This is a genomic window from Streptomyces sp. NPDC001750, assembly GCF_042892615.1.
GTDB lineage: Bacteria > Actinomycetota > Actinomycetes > Streptomycetales > Streptomycetaceae > Streptomyces.
The window spans coordinates 73842-92368 of sequence record NZ_JBIAUE010000010.1; the positions used below are offsets into that span (position 1 = coordinate 73842).

An 18527-nucleotide genomic window follows, 5' to 3' on the forward strand; every position below is an offset into this window, starting at 1 on the left:
TCCGCCTCACCGCTGAGCCCGTGTGCCGTGCGCGGCGGTGAGGAGGGGGCTCGCTACATCTCACCCCTTCCGGGCGCGGACCGCGCTCCCGCCTCGATGCCGTCATGACGTACGCGTACGTCATGGATGCCGAACCCCCGCATGAGGTCGGCGAGACCTACGACGTAGACGCGCCCTTCCTTGCGCAACCGGCACAGGAACGCGCCCGTCCGGGCACGCCGGTACGCGGTGGTCCGGCTCAGGCCGAGTGCCTTCGCCGCCGTTCGCGGATCCACGTGCGCGGGCAGGCCGAACACGCCCCAGCGGCCGATGCGGGCGAGGACGTCACTGGTCGGCGTGACGGTCACTGCCATGTTCCTTCGTCGTCGCGTTCTTCTTCGTCGAGGCCGTTCCGGTGAGCGGTGTCCGGGCCGGTGTACGTGGGCGGCTGCGGGTCGGGGGCGGGAGGCGCGAAGGGCTCCGCACCGGGGGCGGTGCGTGCCTGCGGGCCGTCCCACCAGCCGGACTCCACTCGTTCCGCTTGTTCCGCCTTCTCGGGACCGGCTCCGTCGTACCCGTTCGTGTGTACCGTCGGGATGTCCTCGGCGCGTGCCCGCGGTACCGGCCCGGCCACCGGGGCGCCCTCCGCGGGTCCCGCATGCGAACTGTCGCCCCGGGTGTCGTGCCTGGTGCGGGCCCCGGTGTCATCGCCGGTGCGGAGCAGGTCCTGGCGGATCCGGTCGGCGGCGTCCTTGCCACCCGCCTTCTCGCACATGCTGGCCAGACGCAGCAGGAACGCGGTCCGTTCGGCCCCGTTCGGCTCCAGGCCCACCTCGTCCAGGATGGCGGACACGAGGTCGCCGAACGTCGCCTGCTGGGGTCGAGTGGTCTCGAACGCCCCCTCTTCGGGCGCCGCTTCGTCCCCCACCGGCTCAGGGTGGTCGAATCCGCCCGTGGACGGGTCGCGGACGGGGTCCTCGGACATGATGGGTTCCTCGGACGTGGTGAACAGATGGCGGAACTCCTTCGGGATCTCCCTGTCGTTGGCCGCGGCGGACAGGCATGTGAGGGGAGCGATCATCTCCACCGCGCGTTCGATCTGGTCCTCGTGGCGTGCCATCCACCAGACGACCGCGCTCCCGGGGCTCCGCAGTACGTCGCGCCCGAGGTAGGCCCGGCGGTTGCGTTCGTGCTCGCGCTGGCTCTCCCAGGTGCTCTCGGACTTTCGCTGCTCCTCGAGCGCGTCCAGGTGCTGCTGGTCCGTGTGGTTCAGCGTGAGCCGTACGTCGGTGGCGAAGGCCGAGACGAGCCCCGCGTCATCGGTGACGGGAGAGCCGAGCGCGCCCTCCAGCCAGTGCTGGAGGTATCCGCAGCGGCTCGGCTGCTCGGCCGCCACGACGCCCCGTACGCGCTGCAGGACGGCGGCCACCGCAAGGCCGGCGGGATTGCCGTGCGACGCGGGGACGTACTTCGGGGTCGTCCGCCACCGGACCATGGCCGAGAACAGGAACGGGTAGTCCGCCTTCGCGCTCTCCACCGGGACCGACAACACGTCGGCCACCAGGTAGGGAGGCTCGACCGGAGGCAGCGGAGCGGTGTCCTCGTCCGGCTCCGGGCCCACGGAAAAGGCTCGCTCAGCAGCGCCCGGAGCGCTCGGCGTATCCGGCGTGCTCGGCGTCATCGTGCCGAGCAGCAGGACACCGGCCACGAGCGTTGGCAGGAGGAACCAGATCCAGACCGGCCAGGCAAGTGCGGCACCCACCGCCAGGACGCCGGCCACGACGGCCGCGAGCAACAGAAAAAGCAGGTGGCGGGGGTTCATTCCCTCTCCCTTGTCCCCTGCGCGCCGGGCTCCGAGCACATGTCCTCGATGCCCTGCACCAGGTCGATGTTCCGGCAGAATCGTTCGGAGATCCGTTGGCGGATGTCGCGTCGTGCCCGTGTCTCCAGTGATGCGTCGGCGTCGGGCCGCTCCGCCCAGTCGCACGCGGTCGTGTAGAGGTGGCTCAGCCACAGCGAACTTCCCGCCGCCGCGTCGACCACCGCCTTCAGTGCCCGCGCGCCGACGCGACGCGAGGCGTGCTCGGTGAGCCAGCGCCGTACGGTCGGTTCCCAGGCCGAGGCGGGCCTTGTGGACATGACCGACCGCCAGGCCCGGGTGAACTCCTGCCACGGCGGAGTGATGCGCAGGGGCACGGGGTCCAGCAGTTCCAGGAGGATGTCCGGACCGGAGCCGGGGCCTGGTCCGGAGCCGGATCCGAGGCCCTGGCCGGGCTCGGGGCCGGGGCGGGAGCTCGGCGACGAAGCGGATCTCACGAGGCGTTCGGACAGCCGTCTGAACAGCCTCCTGCTGCCCCTGGCCAGTTCCAGCAGTGCCGCACGGGCGGCCTCGGCCTCCGGCCCCGTCTGCCGCTGCGCCAGGTGACGCAGCCTGACCACCGCCTGCTCGGGGTGGGTCACCGCGATCACCTGCCGGCAGACGTCCGTCAGCGCGGCGACGAGATCGGGGGCCAGCGAGGACTTCCTGGCCCAGGCCCACTCGTACACGCGGCTGCGGAAGTACGAGCCGTACCGTTCGTGGATGAGGCCCAGTTCCAGGGCGGTCGTGGCCTCGGCGCGGAACGGCCCGGATGCGGACGGCCGCGTCCACCGCTCGACGAGTTCGCACAGGTCGTCGGGGCGGCCGGCGGCGAGTGCCCGCTCCGAGAACCTGGCAACCATGCGCGTGCGGTCCTCGGCCCTGAGTTCGGGGAGCTCCACGCACCGCCCCACCCAGTCGCGGAAGTCCGGCCTGGCATCGGGGAAGTTCTCCCAGAAGTGCCGTCGTACCGCGCCGCCGTAGGCGAGCCTGGCGAACCCGGCCCTTCCGTCGTCCCCGCGCTCGACGGACAACGCCTTCAGCCGTTCACCGAGGTCCGCCTGTCCCAGCCCGGGTGTGTCCTCCCGCTGGTACCTCAGCACGTCCAGCAGCCGTTCGGCGGCGCGGTGCACGGCGTCCGCCGACGCGCCTTCGGCCATGGCCGCGGCGAGCAGCAGGGAGCGTTCCGGGACGCTCCGGTGCTCCGTCAGCTGCTTGGCCACCTCGGCGGACCACTCGGTCGCGGCTTCCAGGGCCTTGTCCCGCCATTCCGCGAAGCTCGTGCCATTGCGGTGGCTGTCCCGCGCCTGCGCGATCAGCCGGGCCAGACGGGCGAGTTCGCTCATGGGCGCGGTGGCGAACATGCGCATGAGCCCGTCGGTCGCCAGCTCGTCCGGGCCGAAGGCCAGGCCCTGTGCCCGCAGATGCCGACTGAACACGTAGCGCGCGGGCGGCCGTCCGAGGTGAACGACCAGCGGGTACAGGTCCGGGTCGCGCATCCAGTCCAGGCCGGCCGGAAGCACGGCGACCATACGGGCGCCGCTCCGCTCGACGCTCGACCTGTAGTGCACGAGGGTGCGTTCCGCGGCCGGATAGTTCTCGTCGGCCACATTGGACAGGTCCAGCAGGTAGTGGTCGTCCGGCAGTGTTTCGGGCGTCTCCTCGTGCAGGGACAGGGAGAGGGGCAGTTCCTCGATCGAGTCGCCATCGACCGACACGTCCCTCAGGAGCATCGTCGCGGCTGTCCGTCTACCGATCCCGGCAGGGCCGTCCAGCAGGACCACCGCTCCGGCCCGCCCCAGCGCGTCGGCGGCGCGGCCGTAATGGCGCGGTGGGACGAAGCACCGGGTCAAGTGGGAGCGGTACTCCTGCTGGATCCGCAACCGCGCGGCGCCGGACCTGAATCGGCGTTCCCCGGCAGCGGTCGGTCCGAAGTGGAAGTGGTTCACATTTCCACTGCCGCTGTGCACCGTTCCTCGCGGGTCGTGGACCTGTGTGTGGCTGGTGCCGGTCATCGGTCCCCGTCCGCGGGACGCTCACCCCGGCTCGACTGCTGCCGGATCCTTCCGTGGTTGTCGGCCACGTAGTTGACGTCCATCGCGTCGCCGGAGAAGCTCGGGGCGAATCGCTGCTCGGACGCCTGGTAGACGTGTCCGCTTCCGGTGTGGACGGTGCCCTGGGGCTCGCTGACGAATGTCCCGGAGAAGTCACCGTTGAGGTTGCCGATGCCGCCGCGCTGACGGTGGTTGATCACATCCGCGCGTACCCGGGCGTTCCCGCTCCCCCGCTCGTCGGCCGCCCGGTCTCCGTCCGGCCTCGTCGGCGTCTTCGGTACGTACCCGTTCTTCTCTGCCGCTTCAGCGAGTTCGGGCAGCAGATCGATGAGATCGCCGACCAGACGCGAGAGGTCGGCATCGGCGTTGCGGTGGTCGAAGCGGCGGTACTGGCAGTCCGCGAGAACGTCGAGCTCCGGCGGGAGGTCCGCGGCCCGGAGGCGTTCCGCGCGGGCGACGAGGACGGGGATGACGACCGCCCCCGATTCGAACGCCTCCCGGATCTCTCGGCACGTCCAGTCGTCCGGGTTCGCCGGCGCACCGGGGCCGTCGACCGACCGTGCTTCCAGCCAGCGGGGACCAATGACCGCCAGCAGTACATGGCTGCGGCGGACGGCCTTGAGGAGTTGCTGCGGGTACCGGCTTCCGGGGCCGATGGACTTGCTCGCGCGGAAGACGTTTTCGTCGCCGAAGACCCGGGAGAGCTCCCGCTCGATGAGTGTGGCGGCCTCCGGCGCGTCCTGGGTGCGGTAGTTCACGAAGATCAGAGGCATGGCGGAATCTCCTTCGTGCTTCATACGGTGCGGAGTTGACGGGGTGAGAGTGCGTACGTGCTCGTGCCGGTTCGGCCGGGCCAGCTGCTTCGAGCGCTCGGCGACAGTCCGGGCGGGTATCGGGGCGCACGGTTCCGCACGGTGGTTCGTTCTCCATACACGTGCGCTTTTCGTACGCGTGCCGCTTTCGCACGGGACGCGACCAGTTCTCAGGCAGCACGGAGCCCATGAGGGAATTACGCGCTTGCGCGCACGCCGTTCGGCACGACGAACAACAGGGTGGAAAAACGGGTGGAGTCGGCAGAGCTCAGTGGACGCTCAGCGCGTTCGCCAGCGCCGGTCGGAGCTCCCGCACCGCCGGATTGGCACGGAACCGGGACAGCTCCCGGTCGAGCCTGCGCACATCCGCCCGCACGGTAGCGGACGGGGCGATGTTCATGAAGTTCAGGAGTTCGCGGGCGACCTCGCAGGAGCGCTCGACCTCGCCCGAAGCCGCGTGGGCCAAGGCGCTGCGCAGCCCGTAACGGGTACGGGTACGCAGGGCGTGGGGTGGAATGCGTCGGCATTCCCGGTCCAGGACCGCGGCGGCCTCGCGGGGCCGACCCAGGTCGTAGAGGCACCATCCGGTGACCATGGACACCGGGTCGGCCAGGTTCGTGGTGCCGAGTACGGGGGTGTCGGACGGCTGGTCCGCCGTGTCGAGGAGGGTGCGTGCCCGTTCCAGTCCGCGCAGACACGCCTTCTCGTCACCCGCGAGAGCATGCCCCTGCGCTTCACGTTGCGCGGCCAGGCCCCGGATCCGGGGTGGCAGGGCACTTCGCTGGGCCCGCTGTGCGAGGCCGACCGTCTCGGCCGCGTCCCCGTTGTAGAAGGTGACGAGTGCCCGGCGGACCAGCGCGTAGTCCGCCAATTGGTCGTCGCCTCCGGCCCGGGCCAGTTCCACGGCTTCGTCCGTCCACCTGAGCGCCGCCGCCTCGTCGCCCGCTTCCTGAGCCATCCACCCGGTGTATTCGGCGAAACGGGCCGCGATGACCAGCAGACCCGCCCTCGTGACACCCGAGGCCCGGGCCGCGAGAGTGGTCACCGTCCCCGCCTGTGTGCGCAGTATCGGCAGCAGCGCCCCGGGGGCGACCCCCTGACCCAGCTGCCTCATCTGGTGCAACTGGTCGCGGAACAGGACGACCGTGGGGGGCGACGCGTCATCGGCCGAACCGTTCGTCCCGGGCCTGGGCACGTCCCTCCCAGACCCGGTCAATGTGATGGCGAGGAAGGAACCGACGCCCGTGGCGATCGCATCGCGACGGGCCACGACGGGTCCGCCGGTCTCGGTCTCCCTCTGAGGCCGCGCCATGCGTTGCAACTGCCCGTCCGTCATGAAGAGCGCGTCGCACCGACGGGCCAGATCCATCGTGGGACGTTTGTCCCCACGCTCGATCTTGCAGAGGTGACCTTTGCTGTAGTTCACAGCGTCTGCGAATACCTGCAGCGTCATGCCCGCGTCCTGGCGCAGCCGCCGCAACTCCGCCCCGAAGCGTAAAGGAAAATCCATGAGCCTCCCCTTTCCCAAGTTCGGGTGAGCTCCTACGAATTGACCTCCGGCGCTCACAGCGACGAGTCTGGCACGCCATTCAGCGCTTCCACCCGGCGAAGCGAATGTTTCCTGTTTCCTCTTCTTTCCGTACGCACAGATCTCGCCACTCCACACGACAGCGCCACGCGGAAGCGGGTCGAAAAGTCCTCCTGCTCATGGAGAGGGGCGGAATGGGAGGCCGGGCCGACAGCATGTCCCCCGGGCGGCACAGCCTGCCCCGGAAGGGCCGCAGCCCTGGCCACGGCGCAGGTCACCGAGCAGGTCACCGCTCGGGGCGCAGCACGCATTTCGCCGCGTTCGGAGAGTGCAGTGGCGGCGGAGGCCGGATGACGGGCGCTTCGGCGGCACAGGGAAAGGGGTTGGCCGGTCCGGGTCGAACGGGGTCTGCGTCGACAGCGCAGGCATTCGAACGCCCACAAACGCCACCGCGTCGGAACCGAAGCCGAGAGCCCGGTTCTAAGGGCCGCACCGCAATCCCTGGCGGAAGCCGCCTCGGCCTCGGGCCGTGAAACGAGTCCGGGCATAAACAGTCCCCGGTAGTCCTTCTCGATCTCGTGAGCCTCAACCGTCGTTGACAACTCCGGGACCGGGTGGATCCGCCGGGGGCCTGGCCAGAGCCAACCAAGTGGGTCACGCGTATCAGCGAACGTCTCCGCCGACGTTGCGGCCCGCTCTGGTTTTCTGGTGTATTGACTATTTTCCTCCCGTTTCCGTCCGCGTCAAGGGCTCGCCCTCATCTCTTTCCGCCTCTTTCGGTATTTCTCGGGGAACGGGTTCAACGGATCCGGTCCGCTCACGCGTGACTGCGCAGCGCGGCCGGGCGGCCGGCGGGTGGGGCATGGCGCGGCATGGCGGCGAGGGGTGGGGTGGGGTCGCGTGGCGAGGCCGTGGGGCATGGGCGGCGGGGTCGTGGGGGGGCGTTGACTCCTTCGGGCCGCCATGGCGCGCGGAACCACGGCCGTCCTCCCAGGCTGAGGCGCGAGGGTACTACTCGGAAAGGCGGCCCCTTGATGAGGCTTGTCGTCGATCTCAACCGGTGCCAGGGCTACGCGCAGTGCGCCTTCCTCGCACCCGACGTCTTCGTCATGCACGGCGACGAGGCGCTGCTGTACAACCCGCATGCCGACGAGGCGCAGCGGGACCAGGTGCTGCGCGCCGCCACCGCGTGTCCGGTGCAGGCGATCCTGGTCGAGGACGACCTCGGCGACGCGGCGCTCGAACAGGGCGGCGCGGGAGAGAGGGGGTCCGGTGTCCGGTGACATGTCGCTGGAATGGCTGAGGCGCGAGGGGCGCATCGTGATCGTCGGCGCCTCGCTGGCCGGGCTCCGGGCCGCGGAGACGCTGCGCGAGGAGGGCTTCGCCGGATCGCTCACGCTGATCGGTGACGAGCCCCACGAGCCGTACGACCGGCCGCCGCTCTCCAAGCAGGTGCTGCTGGGCCGGGCGGCCCCCGAGCGCACCGCGCTGCCCCGGCGCGTGGCGCTCGACGCGCACTGGCTGCTCGGGGTCGCCGCAACCGGCCTCGACATGGCGGCCAAACGGGTGCGCCTGGCCGACGGGGACGAGGTGCCGTACGACCGGTTGCTGATCGCCACCGGGGTGCACGCCCGGCCCTGGCCGCACGAGGCGGAGGCCCGGCTCGACGGAGTCTTCGTCCTGCGCACCCGCGAGGACGCGGCCCGGCTGCGGCGGCGGCTGGCCGCGTCGCCCCGCCGGGTGCTCGTCATCGGCGCCGGGTTCACCGGTTCGGAGATCGCGTCGGCCTGTCGCGAACGCGGGCTGCCGGTGACCGTGGCCGAGCGAGGTACCGCCCCGCTCGTGGGCGCGCTCGGCGGGGTGGTGGGCCGGGTGGCCGCGGAGCTGCAGCGCGCACACGGGGTGGACCTGCGTTGCGGGATCATGGTCACGGCCCTGGAGGGCGACGCGGCGGGGCGGCTGCGGCGGGCCCATCTGTCCGACGGCACCGCTCTCGACGCCGATGTCGCGGTGGTCTCGCTCGGCGCGTCCCGCAACACGGAATGGCTGGCCGGTTCCGGGCTGGGCGCCGGGCCGCGCGGGATCGCCTGCGACGCCGGGTGCCGGGCGTTCGACGTACGCGGCATCGTCACCGACGACGTGTTCGTGGCCGGGGACGTCGCCCGGTCCCCGCACGCGCTGTTCGGGTACCAGTTCCTGTCCCTCGAACACTGGGGCAATGCCGTCGCGCAGGCCGAGACCGCGGCGCACAACATGATCAGCAGCAGTTCGCAGCGCCGCCCGCACCTGTGGGTCCCGGCGTTCTGGTCCGCCCAGTTCGGCGTCAACATCAAGTCGGTCGGCGTCCCCTCCCTGGGCGAGGAGGTCGTCGTCGCCCAGGGATCGCTCGCCGATCGCCGCTTCACCTGCGTGTACGGGTACCAGGACCGGGTCATCGCCGCCGTCACGTTCGACCAGACGAAGTGGCTGGAGTTCTATCAGCGGCAGATCGAGTCGGCCGCGCCGTTCCCACCGCCGTACGCCTCGGTGGACCACCGTCCCGAGGGTCTGCGACCAGTCCCGGCCGAATTCCCGGATCCCTCCCTGCCCACGCACGGACCGTCCGTCACCGTGAGCGGCTACTCACCGACCGATCAGCAGATCACGTTCACCCCCGCCCGGGCCTGAATCCGGGCACTGGGCCCCGGACGGGCCCGTCGCCCCGGACTCGGACCGGCCCCGGGCCCGGTCGCCCGGACGGGGCACGTCCCCCCACAGAACCGGACGGACACGTTCCCCGGGTCCGGGCCCGGCCCGCAGCCCCCTCCCAAGGACCGCCACCATGACGCACGAAGAGCTCCTGCGGCAGATCCTCTCCTACGACAACCGCGCCGACCCCTACCCGCTGTACTCCGAACTGCGCAGAACACCGGTCGCCCAGGGCGGCGACGGCCTGTTCGTCGTCAGCACGTACGGGGAGAACAAGGGCCTGCTGCACGACCCCCGGGTCAGCTCGGACGCCCGCAACCTCTCCCCCGGCGTCGCCGGGGTCCTGCTCCCGGACGAGGACACGTCCGTGCTGCCGCCCTCCTTCCTCCGCCTCGACCCTCCCGAGCACGACCGGCTGCGCCGTATGACCATGCGCCCGTTCGGGCCGCCGGAGACGCCCCGGCGCATCAACGACATGCGGGGCGAACTGGCCGGCATCGTCTCCGGGCTCATCGACGCGTTCGGGGACCGCAAGCAGGTCGACCTCGTCGACGACTTCTCGTACCCGTTCCCCGTCACCGTGATCTGCCGGTTGCTCGGTGTTCCGCGCGAGGACGAGGCGCGCTTCCACACCTGGGCCGACACCATCGCCGCCGGGCTCGACCCGGTGCCGGGCCAGGACCCCGAGGAGCGACGCCGCGTCACCCAGCGGGCCCGTACCGAGCTGGGCGCGTACCTGTCGCAGCTCATCGACGAACGCGGCGACGCGCCCGGCGACGACCTGCTCTCCGCACTGGTCAACCAGCAGGGCCCGGACGGGCGGATGAGCCGCATGGAGGTGCTCAGCACCGCCTCCCTGCTGCTGATCGCCGGTCACGAGACCACGGTCAACCTGATCACCAACGGGATGCTCACCCTGCTGCGCAACCCCGAGGTACTGGAACGGCTGCGCGCCGACCCCCGGCTCGCCGGTCCGGTCGTGGAGGAACTCCTGCGCTTCGAACCGCCCGTGCACCTCCTGCCGCAGCGCACCGTGCTCGCGGACATCGACCTGTGCGGCACCACCATCACCAAGGGCTCCGCCCTCTGGCTCGTGCTGGCCTCCGGCAACCGCGACCCTCGGCGGTTCGCCGACCCGGACCTTTTCGACCCCGACCGCGAGGACAACCAGCACCTCGGTTTCGGCAGCGGTATCCACGCCTGTTTCGGCGCGCCCCTCGCCCGTCTGGAGGCTCAGATCGCCCTCACCGAGCTGGTCCGCAGGCTCGACGACCCGCGTCTGGTGGAGGACCCGCCGCCCTACCGGCGCAACGCCGTGCTGCGCGGGCCCCGGCATCTGAACATCGCCTTCGACGGGGTCAGGGACCGGGGCCTGGACCGGGACTGAACCCGGGACCGGAGTCAGGGACCGGGGCCTGGACCGGGACTGAACCCGGGACCGGAGTCAGGGGCCGGGACCGGGACTGAAACCGGGAGCGGGGCAGGAGTGGTCGCGGAACCGGGGCCTCCCCCGGCACTGCCGACCATGATGGGTTCATGGCCACGCGTGAACCCGACCGTCGCGATGCCCGGCCGTCCCTCGGGCAGGTCCTCCGTGGGGTGTCGTCGGCGTTGCTGGAGGCGGCGGGCGGACCTCGGACGGACGGAGGTGCTGGGCCGGCTGCGCACCGCTCCGGCACTCAGCGGCCCGGCCGGCGTCGGCGGAACGAAGGGGGCGGAGGGGTGGGAGACGCGGGAGCAGCAGGGGAAGCCGGAGAGCTGGGGGAGGTAGGAGAAATGGGAGAGGTGGGAGAGCTGGGCGGGCTGCGGCTCGGCGATCTGCCGGGGCTCGCCAACACGGTGGCGGACCTGGTCGGCGGAGCGATCACGATCGAGGACCCGCAGTCCCGTGTCCTCGCGTACTCACGGCTGGAGCATGAACCCGATCCGATGCGGCGGCTGACGATCCTCGGTCAGGAAGTTCCCCGTTGGCGCGTCCACGAGCTGCGGGAGAGCGGGTTCTTCCGGACCCTGTGGAACACCGACGACGTGGTGCGCCTGCCCGCCGACGGCCGTTACGCCGAACGGCTGGTCATCGCGGTGCGGGACGGCTCCGAGGTGCTCGGCTCGCTCTGGGCCGCCGCGGACGGCAGGCCGCTCGCCGAGGGCGCGGCGGAAGCGCTGCGTACGGCGGCACGGGCAGCCGTGCCCCATCTGTCGCACCACCGGACCTGGGGCCGGGCGGCGGCGCGGGCACGGGAGGAGGCGGTGCATGCCCTTCTGGAGCACCGCACATACGCGGAGGACAGCGCGTACGCGGCGCGGGCCGCGCGCGAGGCCGGGCTCGTCCCGGGACGGCCGTACGCGGTGATGGTCGCGGAGGTGCACCCCTCCGCGGTGATGGGCGCGAACCCCTTCACGGTGGTAAGTGCGGAGGTGTACGGCGGCCAGGCGGCCCGGGCAGTCCCCGGCTCGTCTTCCCTCCCCGCCTCGTCTTCCGTCCCAGGCCTGTCTTCCGCCCACGGACCGCCCTCCGTTCCCGCCCCCTCACCTGTTTCACCCGTTTCGCCCGTTCCCGTTTCCGGGAGCGCCTCCGAGCAGCGGGTGCTGGACGTGCTCGCGTTGCAGGCCACGGCCTATCGGCCGGGGTGCGTGACCGCGCGGACCGGGCGGCGGCTCCACGTCCTGGTCCCGGCGGCCGGGGGCGAGACCGATCCGGCGCGCGGACTGCTGCCGGCGGCCCGCTCGGTGTCACGCGGCGTGGTGTTCACGGGCGTCGGGCCGGTCGCCGCGGACCTGTCGGGGCTGCCCGCGTCGCGCGAGGCCGCGGAACTGGTGGTGCGGGTGCTGCGGGAACGGGCCGCGCGGGAGCCTGCCACGGGGGACAGGCCGGGCACGGGGCCGTGGGCGGTGTCGGCAGCGGCGGCGTACGACGAGGTGGTTCCCGAGGCGGCGCTGTTGCGGGTGCTCGACCGGGTCGGGCCGTTGTGGGAGACCCTGTCGGGGCCCGTGCACGCGATGACGGAGCACGACCGCGCGCACGGTTCCGCGTACGGTGCGACGGTGGCGGCCTATCTGGATGCGTTCGGGGACACGGGCGTGGCCGCCCGGCGCCTGAACGTGCATGCGAACACCTTGCGGTACCGGCTTCGACGGGCCCGCCAACTTTTCGGCCTCGACCTCGACGACCCCACCGTGCGGCTCCTGGCGGACATCGGGCTGCGGCTCGCCCGGCGCACGCGGTGAGCGCCCGGCCCTCTGATCGTTTCCTTGTCGTACGGGACATCGCCGTCACGCGTCCGTGGTCGTCCGGGACGAAGACGTGCCGGATGCCGCACGGTGAAGCTGTGCACGACGGCCGGCCGCTCGACGAGGCCGCGCACGACCGACGTCTGGAGGGTGTTTCATGTCGACTCCCGGTTCCTCTACCAGTACCGGTTCTTCTTCCGGCGCTTCCTCGGGCGCTTCACGTTCTCCCCATCGGCGGGCCCGCGCCCGCGAGGCCGCGCTGGCACGTGCCGTCGAGGACGGACTGCTCGGCCCCCGGTCGCCCCTGGTCGGCCTGCTCGACGTGGACGGCGTACTCGCCGCGGTCGGGGCGCTGAACGAGGCGTTCGAGGGGCCGGCCCCGGTGCACCACACGTTCGCGGCGAAGGCGTGCGGCCTGGTGCCGGTGCTACGGCTGCTCGCGGACGCGGGGATGGGCTGCGAGGTGGCCTCGCCGGGGGAGCTGGAGCAGGCCCTGGCCGCCGGGTTCACGTACGACCGGCTGGTCTTCGACAGCCCCGCGAAGACGGTCGAGGAGCTGGAGTTCGCCCTCGCCCGCGGCATCGCGATCAACCTGGACAACTTCCAGGAACTCGCCCGCGTCGACCGCCTGTTGACCGGCCGGGAGGCCGCCGGGCCCATCGGGCTGCGGGTGAACCCCCAGGTGGGCGCGGGCGCCATCGGGGCGATGAGCACCGCCACCGCGACCTCCAAGTTCGGGATCGCGCTGCGCGACCCGGGGGCCGTCGACGCGGTGATCGACGCCTTCGCGCACCGCCCGTGGCTCAACCGGCTGCACGCCCACGTCGGTTCCCAGGGCTGCCCGCTGCCGCTCATCGCCGAGGGCGTGCGGGCCGCGTACGAACTCGCCGAGCGCGTCAACGCGGAGCTCGGCCGCGCACAGATCACCGGACTCGACATCGGCGGCGGCCTGCCCGTCAACTTCGACGACGAGGACGACCGCCCGACGTACGCGGATCACGTGACCGAACTCCGGCGCGCCGCGCCCGGGTTGTTCGACGGCCGCTACACCCTGGTCACCGAGTTCGGCCGGTCCCTGCTCGCCAAGAGCGGCACCATCGCCACGGTCGTCGAATACACCAAGTCGGCCGGGGGCCGGCGGATCGCGGTCACGCACGCCGGGGCCCAGGTGGCGACCCGTACGGTCTTCATGCCCGATGCCTGGCCGCTGCGCGTCGGGGTGTTCGACGCCGGGGGCCGCCCGAAGCGGGGCCCGGCCGAGGTCGTCGACATCGCGGGGCCGTGCTGCTTCGCCGGGGACCTGACCGCGACCGCGCGCGAACTCCCCGCCGTCGAGCCGGGCGACGTGGTGGCGCTCTACGACACCGGGGCGTACTACTTCTCCTCGCACTTCTCGTACAACTCGCTGCCCCGGCCCGCCGTGTACGGCTACCGGACCGACCCCGGCGGGCGGGTGCGGTTCGCGCTCGCGCGCGAGGCGCAGAGCGTGCGCGACGTGGTCGAGGAGAGCGGGCTCTCCCAGGCGGACGCCCTGGTCGCGCTGCGCGCCACGCAGCATCGCACCGGGGCCTGATGCCGCGCCACGCTGCTCGGCACCGGGCCGGGGCGGGCCCTCAGGACCGCCGTCCGAAGAACTCGACCTCGGCGACGGCCAGGTGCTTGCCGGCGCCCGCTCCATACGCGTCGTCCATCGTGAGCCGGGCCCGTACCACCTTCGAACCCCGCAGGTCGAAGGTCTGCTGACCGGGCTGGTCCTTGACCCTGATCACCTTGTCGGCCTGGCCGCCGTCGGCGGAGGTGAGCCGGACGGTGATCCTGGCCGGACGGGCCTGGGTGAGGAATTCGTCCAGTTTCGTCGACGTGCCGGAGAAGACGACCAGCTTCAGCACCCGGACCGGCTGCTCGAAGTCGCACTCCAGGTACTCCCCCACGCCGGTGTCGGGGCCCGCCGCCGCAGGGGCCCAGTAGCGGTTGTTGAAACCGTCGAACGCGGCGCCCGCCGGATGCCCGGCCGCCCGGCTGGAGGCCCGGAAACGGGTGGGCGGCACCGCCTCCGGCGTCCCCGTCTCGTCCTTGGCGAGGCCGAACCAGCCCGGCACGTGCGGAAGGGCGAACCATATACCGCACGCCACCAGGACCAGAACGACCGGGAGCGCCAGGCCCGGACGGCGCCACAGTCGGCGCTTCGGCCGGGCGCCGGCGACGGGAGCCTGACGCGGTCGCCTACGCAGGATCCGACGCCACCAGGGCGGCCGGATCTCGGGCGGCGGGCCCGGGTCGAGGAGCAGTGCGCAGTGAACGCACAGGGTGCGGTCCGGGGCGTTCTGCGTACGGCAGTTGGGGCAGCGGACCGGAGCCCCGGGCGGCCGGTTCGCAGACGCGGGCGCGGGTGTCGGCGGCACGTCGGGGAACGCCTCGGGCCCCGGCTCGTGCGCGTCCCTCTCGTCGCCGGGACGGCGCGGGGCAGCCGTGGCAGCGGGGGGCGGCGAGGACGGTGGCCGTGAGGCCGGGGGTGGGGCCTGGGGGGCCGAGAAGGCCGGGGGTGGGGCCGGTGAGGCCGGGGGTGAGGCCGGTGAGGCCGGTGAGGCCGGTGAGGCCGGTGAGGCCGGGGGTGGGGCCGGTGGCGGTGGTGGCATCAGAGACAACTGGGGTGCGGGTTGCGGCTGAGGTCGAGGATCCGGCCGCGGATTCGGTTGCGGCTGCGGCTGCGGGTGTACCTGCGAATCAGGTCGAGGCCGTGGTCGCGTTCGCGGCTGCGGCGTCGGCTGCGGAGCAGTCCCCGTCCCGGCAGCGGAAGGCCCCGCACCACCCGCACCACCGGCATCGCTCGAACCACCCGCGCCCGCGGAACCGCCCGCACCGCCCGCACCGCCCGGACCACCCGTACTTCCCGAATCCCCCTCCCACTCCAGGAACGCCTGGCACGACGTGCAGAACTGCGTGCCAGGTGCGTTGTTCTGGCCGCACGTCTCGCAGATCACGACACCTCCAGGTCGAAGCCCACATGCGCCGGTATCTCCGTACGGACCAGCTCCTCCAGCCGCACCCGGTCGACTGGTTCGGGCCGCTCGGCCCGGATCCGTACCGTCACCCACGGCCGGGGCCCGCCGGGGAACCGGGCGTGCGGGGTCTGCGACCACGCCGTGCCGCCGCTCTCGACGATGTCCGGTTCGATCCCGGTCTCCAGGAACACCGCCTCCGCCAGCCCGCGCCGGGTGCCGCGCCTGCTGTGGCGTTCGACCGCGCCGCGCACCGCCGCGCGGCGCCGCTCGACCGGCTGGTCCTCGTGCGGGTCGACGGCAACCCACTGGGCCAGCCAGGACAGGAAGTCCTCCGGCGCGCTGCGCGGGTCGAGGTGGGCGGGCAGGTTGTCGATGGCGAGCAGGACCGGGGCGAGCACGTCGTCGAGCGCGGCGAGGAACCGTCGCAGGAAGTCCTCGTCCAGGTAGACCGCGGGGAGTTGCTCGATCAGCGGGTGCGGGGTCGGCAGCCCGGTCACGCCTGTGCGCATGGCGGTCAGCCCTCCCGTACCCGGAGCTGGTGCTCGTAACTGAAGACCAGCGCGTGCCGGTCGAGCACGATCTTGGTGGTGGGTTCGCCGCGTTGTCCGGTCACGGGGTCGGCGGGGAAGAGGCGTACGTCCTCCACCAGGTCCACCCCTGCCACCTGCTGCAGTACGGCGAACGCCTCGCCCGACTGGATCGGCCGCCCGAACGGCCAGCCGTCGCCGCCCGGCCCGCCACTGAGCGGGTTGAAGTAGCGGTAGAGGGCCGCCAGTGCCTCCTCCCGTACCCGTTCCGGCACCGCGCCCCTGCGGGCCTGGACCGAGGCGACCACGGTGACCCCCTGGTAGTAGGGCGGTTCGACCACCAGCCGGGCGCCGATGGGCCGCCGTTCGTCCAGATGGCCCGCGATCAGGGCGAGGGTGTGCTGCGGCGGGATCAGCTCGTCGAACTGGATGCGGCCCTGCTCGTCGCCACGCCCGGCCGGTACGACGAGCAGCCGCACCCCGCCCGCCTCCACCTCCGTGTCGCCGCCAGCCGGGACGCACTGCACCCGGGACGCGTCCGGGGCGACCTCGCGGGCCAGGAGCTCGTAGTCGTGCGGAACGACGGCCCGGTGCAGGGTCCGCAGCGTCATCGGGCCGCGCACCCGGGCGCTGTCCACCGTCTCACCGTCGACCCCGCCGAGCGCGGGCCGCCGGTTCTCCACCCGGGCCACGTACGGGATGGCGCTGCGCAGCACCCGGAGCGTGCCGCGGGCGACGTTGCCGCGCAGGCCACCGCCGGTGCGGTACGCGCGCACGCGCACGGTGGCACCCTTGGGCGGGACCGCCCCGTAGTAGCGGATGGACCCGTCCCGTTCCCGTACCGCCGGGCCGAACTCCACCCGGCCCGAGTTGGGGTCGAGGGTGATGTGCCGGTCGCCGGGGCCGGAGTGCGCGAAGTCGTCGACGCGGATCCACTCCGTGCCGTGCGGGCCGCCCGCCGGATCGGCCACCTCGACGACGAAGTCGCCGGGGACGACGGGCGGACGGCTCACCGTGAAGCTCTGCCCCGGTACGCCCTCGGCCTGGCCCAGCACCTCGTCGGTCACGGTCTCGGCGTGCACCGCCCCGACGGTGGCGCCGATCGTGAACGCGGTGACGCCGCGCACCACCGGGGGCGCCATGTAGGTGGGCTGCCCAGGCTCGGCCTCCACCAGCCGACAGCGCAGCCAGCCGCCGGTCCGGCGCACGACGACGGCCGGGGCGTGCCCCTGCGGGAGGTGCAGGATCAGCTCCCCGGACCTGTTGAAGCCGCCGGTGTCGTCCTTCTCGACCTCGCAGACCGTCCAGGCGCTGCCGTCCCATGCCTCCCAGAGCAGCGGCGGGCGCAGCGGGTCGACGCCGACGCCCTCGACCGCGCAGTCCAGCCGCAGCACGACGACGCCCGACGGGACGGCCACCGACAGACCCACGTACAGGGCGTCGCCGGGCGCGGGCGCGGTCCCGAAGCACGGGACGGTCCGGCCGAGCGCGAGCTCCTCGGTGCGGTCGACGGCGTCGCCCGATGTCGGCCAGGTCGCGAGGTGCGCGAACTCGCACGGAACGATGGACAGTTCTTCGCCGGTCGTGAAGACGACCGCTTCCTCGGTCTCGGTGCGGACGGTCGCCACCTCCGTACCCGCCCGTACCCGCACCGGTTCGGGCCGGGGCGCGGAGAGCCGGAACGTCACGTCGGTGCGGGCGGCGGTGGGCGGGTGCAGCCGGACCCCGATCAGGTCGAGGAAGGTCAGGTAGCTCTTCTCCGGCACCCGGTTCACCCGGTAGACCAGCTGGTCGACCATGGTCGCGAACGCCTCGATGAGGGTCACGCCGGGATCGGACACATTGTGGTCGGTCCACTCGGGGCAGCGTTGCTGGACGAGCCGTTTCGCCTCGTCGACCAGGCCCTGGAAGCGGCGGTCGTCCAGATGCGGACTGGGCAGCGTCACGCGCCGTCCACCTCCTCCAGATGCGGACCGGACAGTGTCACCGGCCGTCCACCTCCTCGTGCTCCGGGATCACATAGAACGGGAAGACCAGGTTCCGGGGGTCGTTGGCACCGCGCACGGTGTAGCCGATGTCGATGTACAGCACTCCTTCATCGGCCTCGTCGAAGCGCACGACGACCTCCGTGACCTCGATCCGGGGCTCCCACCGGTCCAGCGCGAGGCGCACCTCGTACGCGAGCTGCCCGGCCGTGCCCGCGTCCGCCGGGGCGAACACGTAGTCGTTGATGGCGCAGCCGAACTCCGGCCGCATGGGCCGTTCGCCCGGCGAGGTCGCCAGGATCAGCCGGATCGACTCCTCCAACTCGTGCTCTCCGCGCACCAGGGCGATGGACCCAGTGGCGTCCGTGCGCGGCGGGAACGCCCAGCCCGCGCCGATGAACTGCTGGCCCATGTCCGCTCAGCCCCCGATCAGCACGGTCGGGCAGCCCGACACGACGGGCGAACCGCAGCCCGCCAGGTCCCCGACCCGGGCGGCGGGCTGCCCGCCGATCAGCACCGTGGTGCTGCCGGGCGGCATGATCGCGGACGGCGGGTGCACGGCGGGCGGGGGCGCGGCGCACTGGTGCGGGGTGCCGACCGTGGCGGCGGGCAGCCCGCCGATGAGCACGGACGGGACACCGGGCGGTCCGACGATGCCCGGGTGTCCGGTGGGGTCGCCGACCCGTGCGGCTGCCGCCGCGCTTGCTGACATGGAACTCCGCTCCTCTCGGCTCGGCTCGTTCGCCGTATCCGATTTGCTCGCCGTGTCCGCTCGTTCGCCGTACTCGTTCGCCGTACTTGTTCGGTCGCCGAGTCCGCCTGCTCGCCGCACTCGTTCGCTCGCCGTACTCGTTCGCTCGTCGTCC

At 72.3% G+C, this 18527-nt stretch carries 15 protein-coding genes; 5 read left to right on the forward strand and 10 right to left on the reverse strand.

Going from position 1 to position 18527, the window contains the following annotated elements:
• Positions 1 to 53: 53 nt before the first annotated feature.
• From ACFYY6_RS17690 to ACFYY6_RS17710, 5 genes are all read right to left on the reverse strand, one after another.
• Positions 54 to 347 (reverse strand): hypothetical protein, encoded by a 294-nt coding sequence (locus ACFYY6_RS17690; protein WP_389193974.1) that lies wholly within the window; start codon positions 345 to 347, stop codon positions 54 to 56.
• Positions 344 to 1801, reverse strand: a complete 1458-nt coding sequence (locus ACFYY6_RS17695; protein WP_389193977.1) for a hypothetical protein — start codon at positions 1799 to 1801, stop codon at positions 344 to 346. Before ACFYY6_RS17695 ends, ACFYY6_RS17690 begins: the two co-directional genes overlap by 4 nt.
• On the reverse strand, positions 1798 to 3852 hold the full coding sequence (locus tag ACFYY6_RS17700; RefSeq protein ID WP_351517934.1) for a hypothetical protein: 2055 nt from the start codon (positions 3850 to 3852) through the stop codon (positions 1798 to 1800). Before ACFYY6_RS17700 ends, ACFYY6_RS17695 begins: the two co-directional genes overlap by 4 nt.
• A complete protein-coding gene (locus ACFYY6_RS17705; protein WP_389193980.1) occupies positions 3849 to 4664 on the reverse strand; it encodes a toll/interleukin-1 receptor domain-containing protein in 816 nt (271 codons plus the stop codon). Before ACFYY6_RS17705 ends, ACFYY6_RS17700 begins: the two co-directional genes overlap by 4 nt.
• A gap of 307 nt (positions 4665 to 4971) precedes the next feature.
• Positions 4972 to 6213 (reverse strand): helix-turn-helix domain-containing protein, encoded by a 1242-nt coding sequence (locus ACFYY6_RS17710; protein ID WP_389193983.1) that lies wholly within the window; start codon positions 6211 to 6213, stop codon positions 4972 to 4974.
• Between the two features lie 1052 nt (positions 6214 to 7265).
• On the opposite strand from ACFYY6_RS17710, the gene ACFYY6_RS17715 reads away from it, so the two are divergent.
• From ACFYY6_RS17715 to ACFYY6_RS17735, 5 genes are all read left to right on the forward strand, one after another.
• Positions 7266 to 7514: a ferredoxin gene (locus tag ACFYY6_RS17715; protein ID WP_389193986.1), complete on the forward strand. Its 249-nt coding sequence runs from the start codon at positions 7266 to 7268 to the stop codon at positions 7512 to 7514.
• Between the two features lies 1 nt (position 7515).
• The gene (locus ACFYY6_RS17720) at positions 7516 to 8898 is read left to right on the forward strand and encodes an NAD(P)/FAD-dependent oxidoreductase (protein WP_386609357.1); all 1383 of its coding nucleotides are present in this window, start codon (positions 7516 to 7518) and stop codon (positions 8896 to 8898) included.
• 154 nt (positions 8899 to 9052) lie between these two features.
• Positions 9053 to 10306, forward strand: a complete 1254-nt coding sequence (locus tag ACFYY6_RS17725; protein ID WP_389193989.1) for a cytochrome P450 — start codon at positions 9053 to 9055, stop codon at positions 10304 to 10306.
• A gap of 389 nt (positions 10307 to 10695) precedes the next feature.
• Positions 10696 to 12144 carry a PucR family transcriptional regulator gene (locus ACFYY6_RS17730; RefSeq protein ID WP_386609338.1) on the forward strand — a complete coding sequence of 483 codons (1449 nt, stop codon included), beginning with the start codon at positions 10696 to 10698 and terminating at the stop codon, positions 12142 to 12144.
• A 160-nt stretch (positions 12145 to 12304) separates the two neighbouring features.
• Positions 12305 to 13720, forward strand: coding sequence for a diaminopimelate decarboxylase (locus ACFYY6_RS17735; protein WP_389193992.1), 1416 nt, complete (start codon positions 12305 to 12307; stop codon positions 13718 to 13720).
• 40 nt (positions 13721 to 13760) lie between these two features.
• Here the strand turns inward: ACFYY6_RS17735 and ACFYY6_RS17740 are convergent, their stop codons facing one another.
• The 5 genes from ACFYY6_RS17740 to ACFYY6_RS17760 all read right to left on the reverse strand — a co-directional run bounded on the left by ACFYY6_RS17740 (position 13761) and on the right by ACFYY6_RS17760 (position 18373).
• On the reverse strand, positions 13761 to 14279 hold the full coding sequence (locus tag ACFYY6_RS17740; protein WP_386609340.1) for an NADase-type glycan-binding domain-containing protein: 519 nt from the start codon (positions 14277 to 14279) through the stop codon (positions 13761 to 13763).
• 845 nt (positions 14280 to 15124) lie between these two features.
• On the reverse strand, positions 15125 to 15658 hold the full coding sequence (locus ACFYY6_RS17745; protein ID WP_351517918.1) for a phage tail protein: 534 nt from the start codon (positions 15656 to 15658) through the stop codon (positions 15125 to 15127).
• Positions 15659 to 15663: 5 nt separating this feature from the next.
• Positions 15664 to 17622, reverse strand: coding sequence for a putative baseplate assembly protein (locus tag ACFYY6_RS17750; protein ID WP_351517917.1), 1959 nt, complete (start codon positions 17620 to 17622; stop codon positions 15664 to 15666).
• A 37-nt stretch (positions 17623 to 17659) separates the two neighbouring features.
• Positions 17660 to 18073: a GPW/gp25 family protein gene (locus tag ACFYY6_RS17755; protein ID WP_073786585.1), complete on the reverse strand. Its 414-nt coding sequence runs from the start codon at positions 18071 to 18073 to the stop codon at positions 17660 to 17662.
• Between the two features lie 6 nt (positions 18074 to 18079).
• Complete coding sequence (locus ACFYY6_RS17760) at positions 18080 to 18373, reverse strand: PAAR domain-containing protein (RefSeq protein ID WP_073786583.1); 294 nt, start codon at positions 18371 to 18373, stop codon at positions 18080 to 18082.
• Positions 18374 to 18527: the final 154 nt, after the last annotated feature.

Excerpts from the sequence above, each read along its gene's own strand:
- ACFYY6_RS17695 (WP_389193977.1), bottom strand. The coding sequence starts at position 1,801 with ATGAACCCCCGCCACCTGCTTTTTCTGTTGCTCGCGGCCGTCGTGGCC.
- ACFYY6_RS17700 (WP_351517934.1), bottom strand. The coding sequence starts at position 3,852 with ATGACCGGCACCAGCCACACACAGGTCCACGACCCGCGAGGAACGGTG.
- ACFYY6_RS17705 (WP_389193980.1), bottom strand. The coding sequence starts at position 4,664 with ATGCCTCTGATCTTCGTGAACTACCGCACCCAGGACGCGCCGGAGGCC.
- ACFYY6_RS17710 (WP_389193983.1), bottom strand. The coding sequence starts at position 6,213 with ATGGATTTTCCTTTACGCTTCGGGGCGGAGTTGCGGCGGCTGCGCCAG.
- ACFYY6_RS17715 (WP_389193986.1), top strand. The coding sequence starts at position 7,266 with ATGAGGCTTGTCGTCGATCTCAACCGGTGCCAGGGCTACGCGCAGTGC.
- ACFYY6_RS17720 (WP_386609357.1), top strand. The coding sequence starts at position 7,516 with ATGTCGCTGGAATGGCTGAGGCGCGAGGGGCGCATCGTGATCGTCGGC.
- ACFYY6_RS17725 (WP_389193989.1), top strand. The coding sequence starts at position 9,053 with ATGACGCACGAAGAGCTCCTGCGGCAGATCCTCTCCTACGACAACCGC.
- ACFYY6_RS17730 (WP_386609338.1), top strand. The coding sequence starts at position 10,696 with ATGGGAGAGGTGGGAGAGCTGGGCGGGCTGCGGCTCGGCGATCTGCCG.
- ACFYY6_RS17735 (WP_389193992.1), top strand. The coding sequence starts at position 12,305 with ATGTCGACTCCCGGTTCCTCTACCAGTACCGGTTCTTCTTCCGGCGCT.
- ACFYY6_RS17745 (WP_351517918.1), bottom strand. The coding sequence starts at position 15,658 with ATGCGCACAGGCGTGACCGGGCTGCCGACCCCGCACCCGCTGATCGAG.
- ACFYY6_RS17755 (WP_073786585.1), bottom strand. The coding sequence starts at position 18,073 with ATGGGCCAGCAGTTCATCGGCGCGGGCTGGGCGTTCCCGCCGCGCACG.
- ACFYY6_RS17760 (WP_073786583.1), bottom strand. The coding sequence starts at position 18,373 with ATGTCAGCAAGCGCGGCGGCAGCCGCACGGGTCGGCGACCCCACCGGA.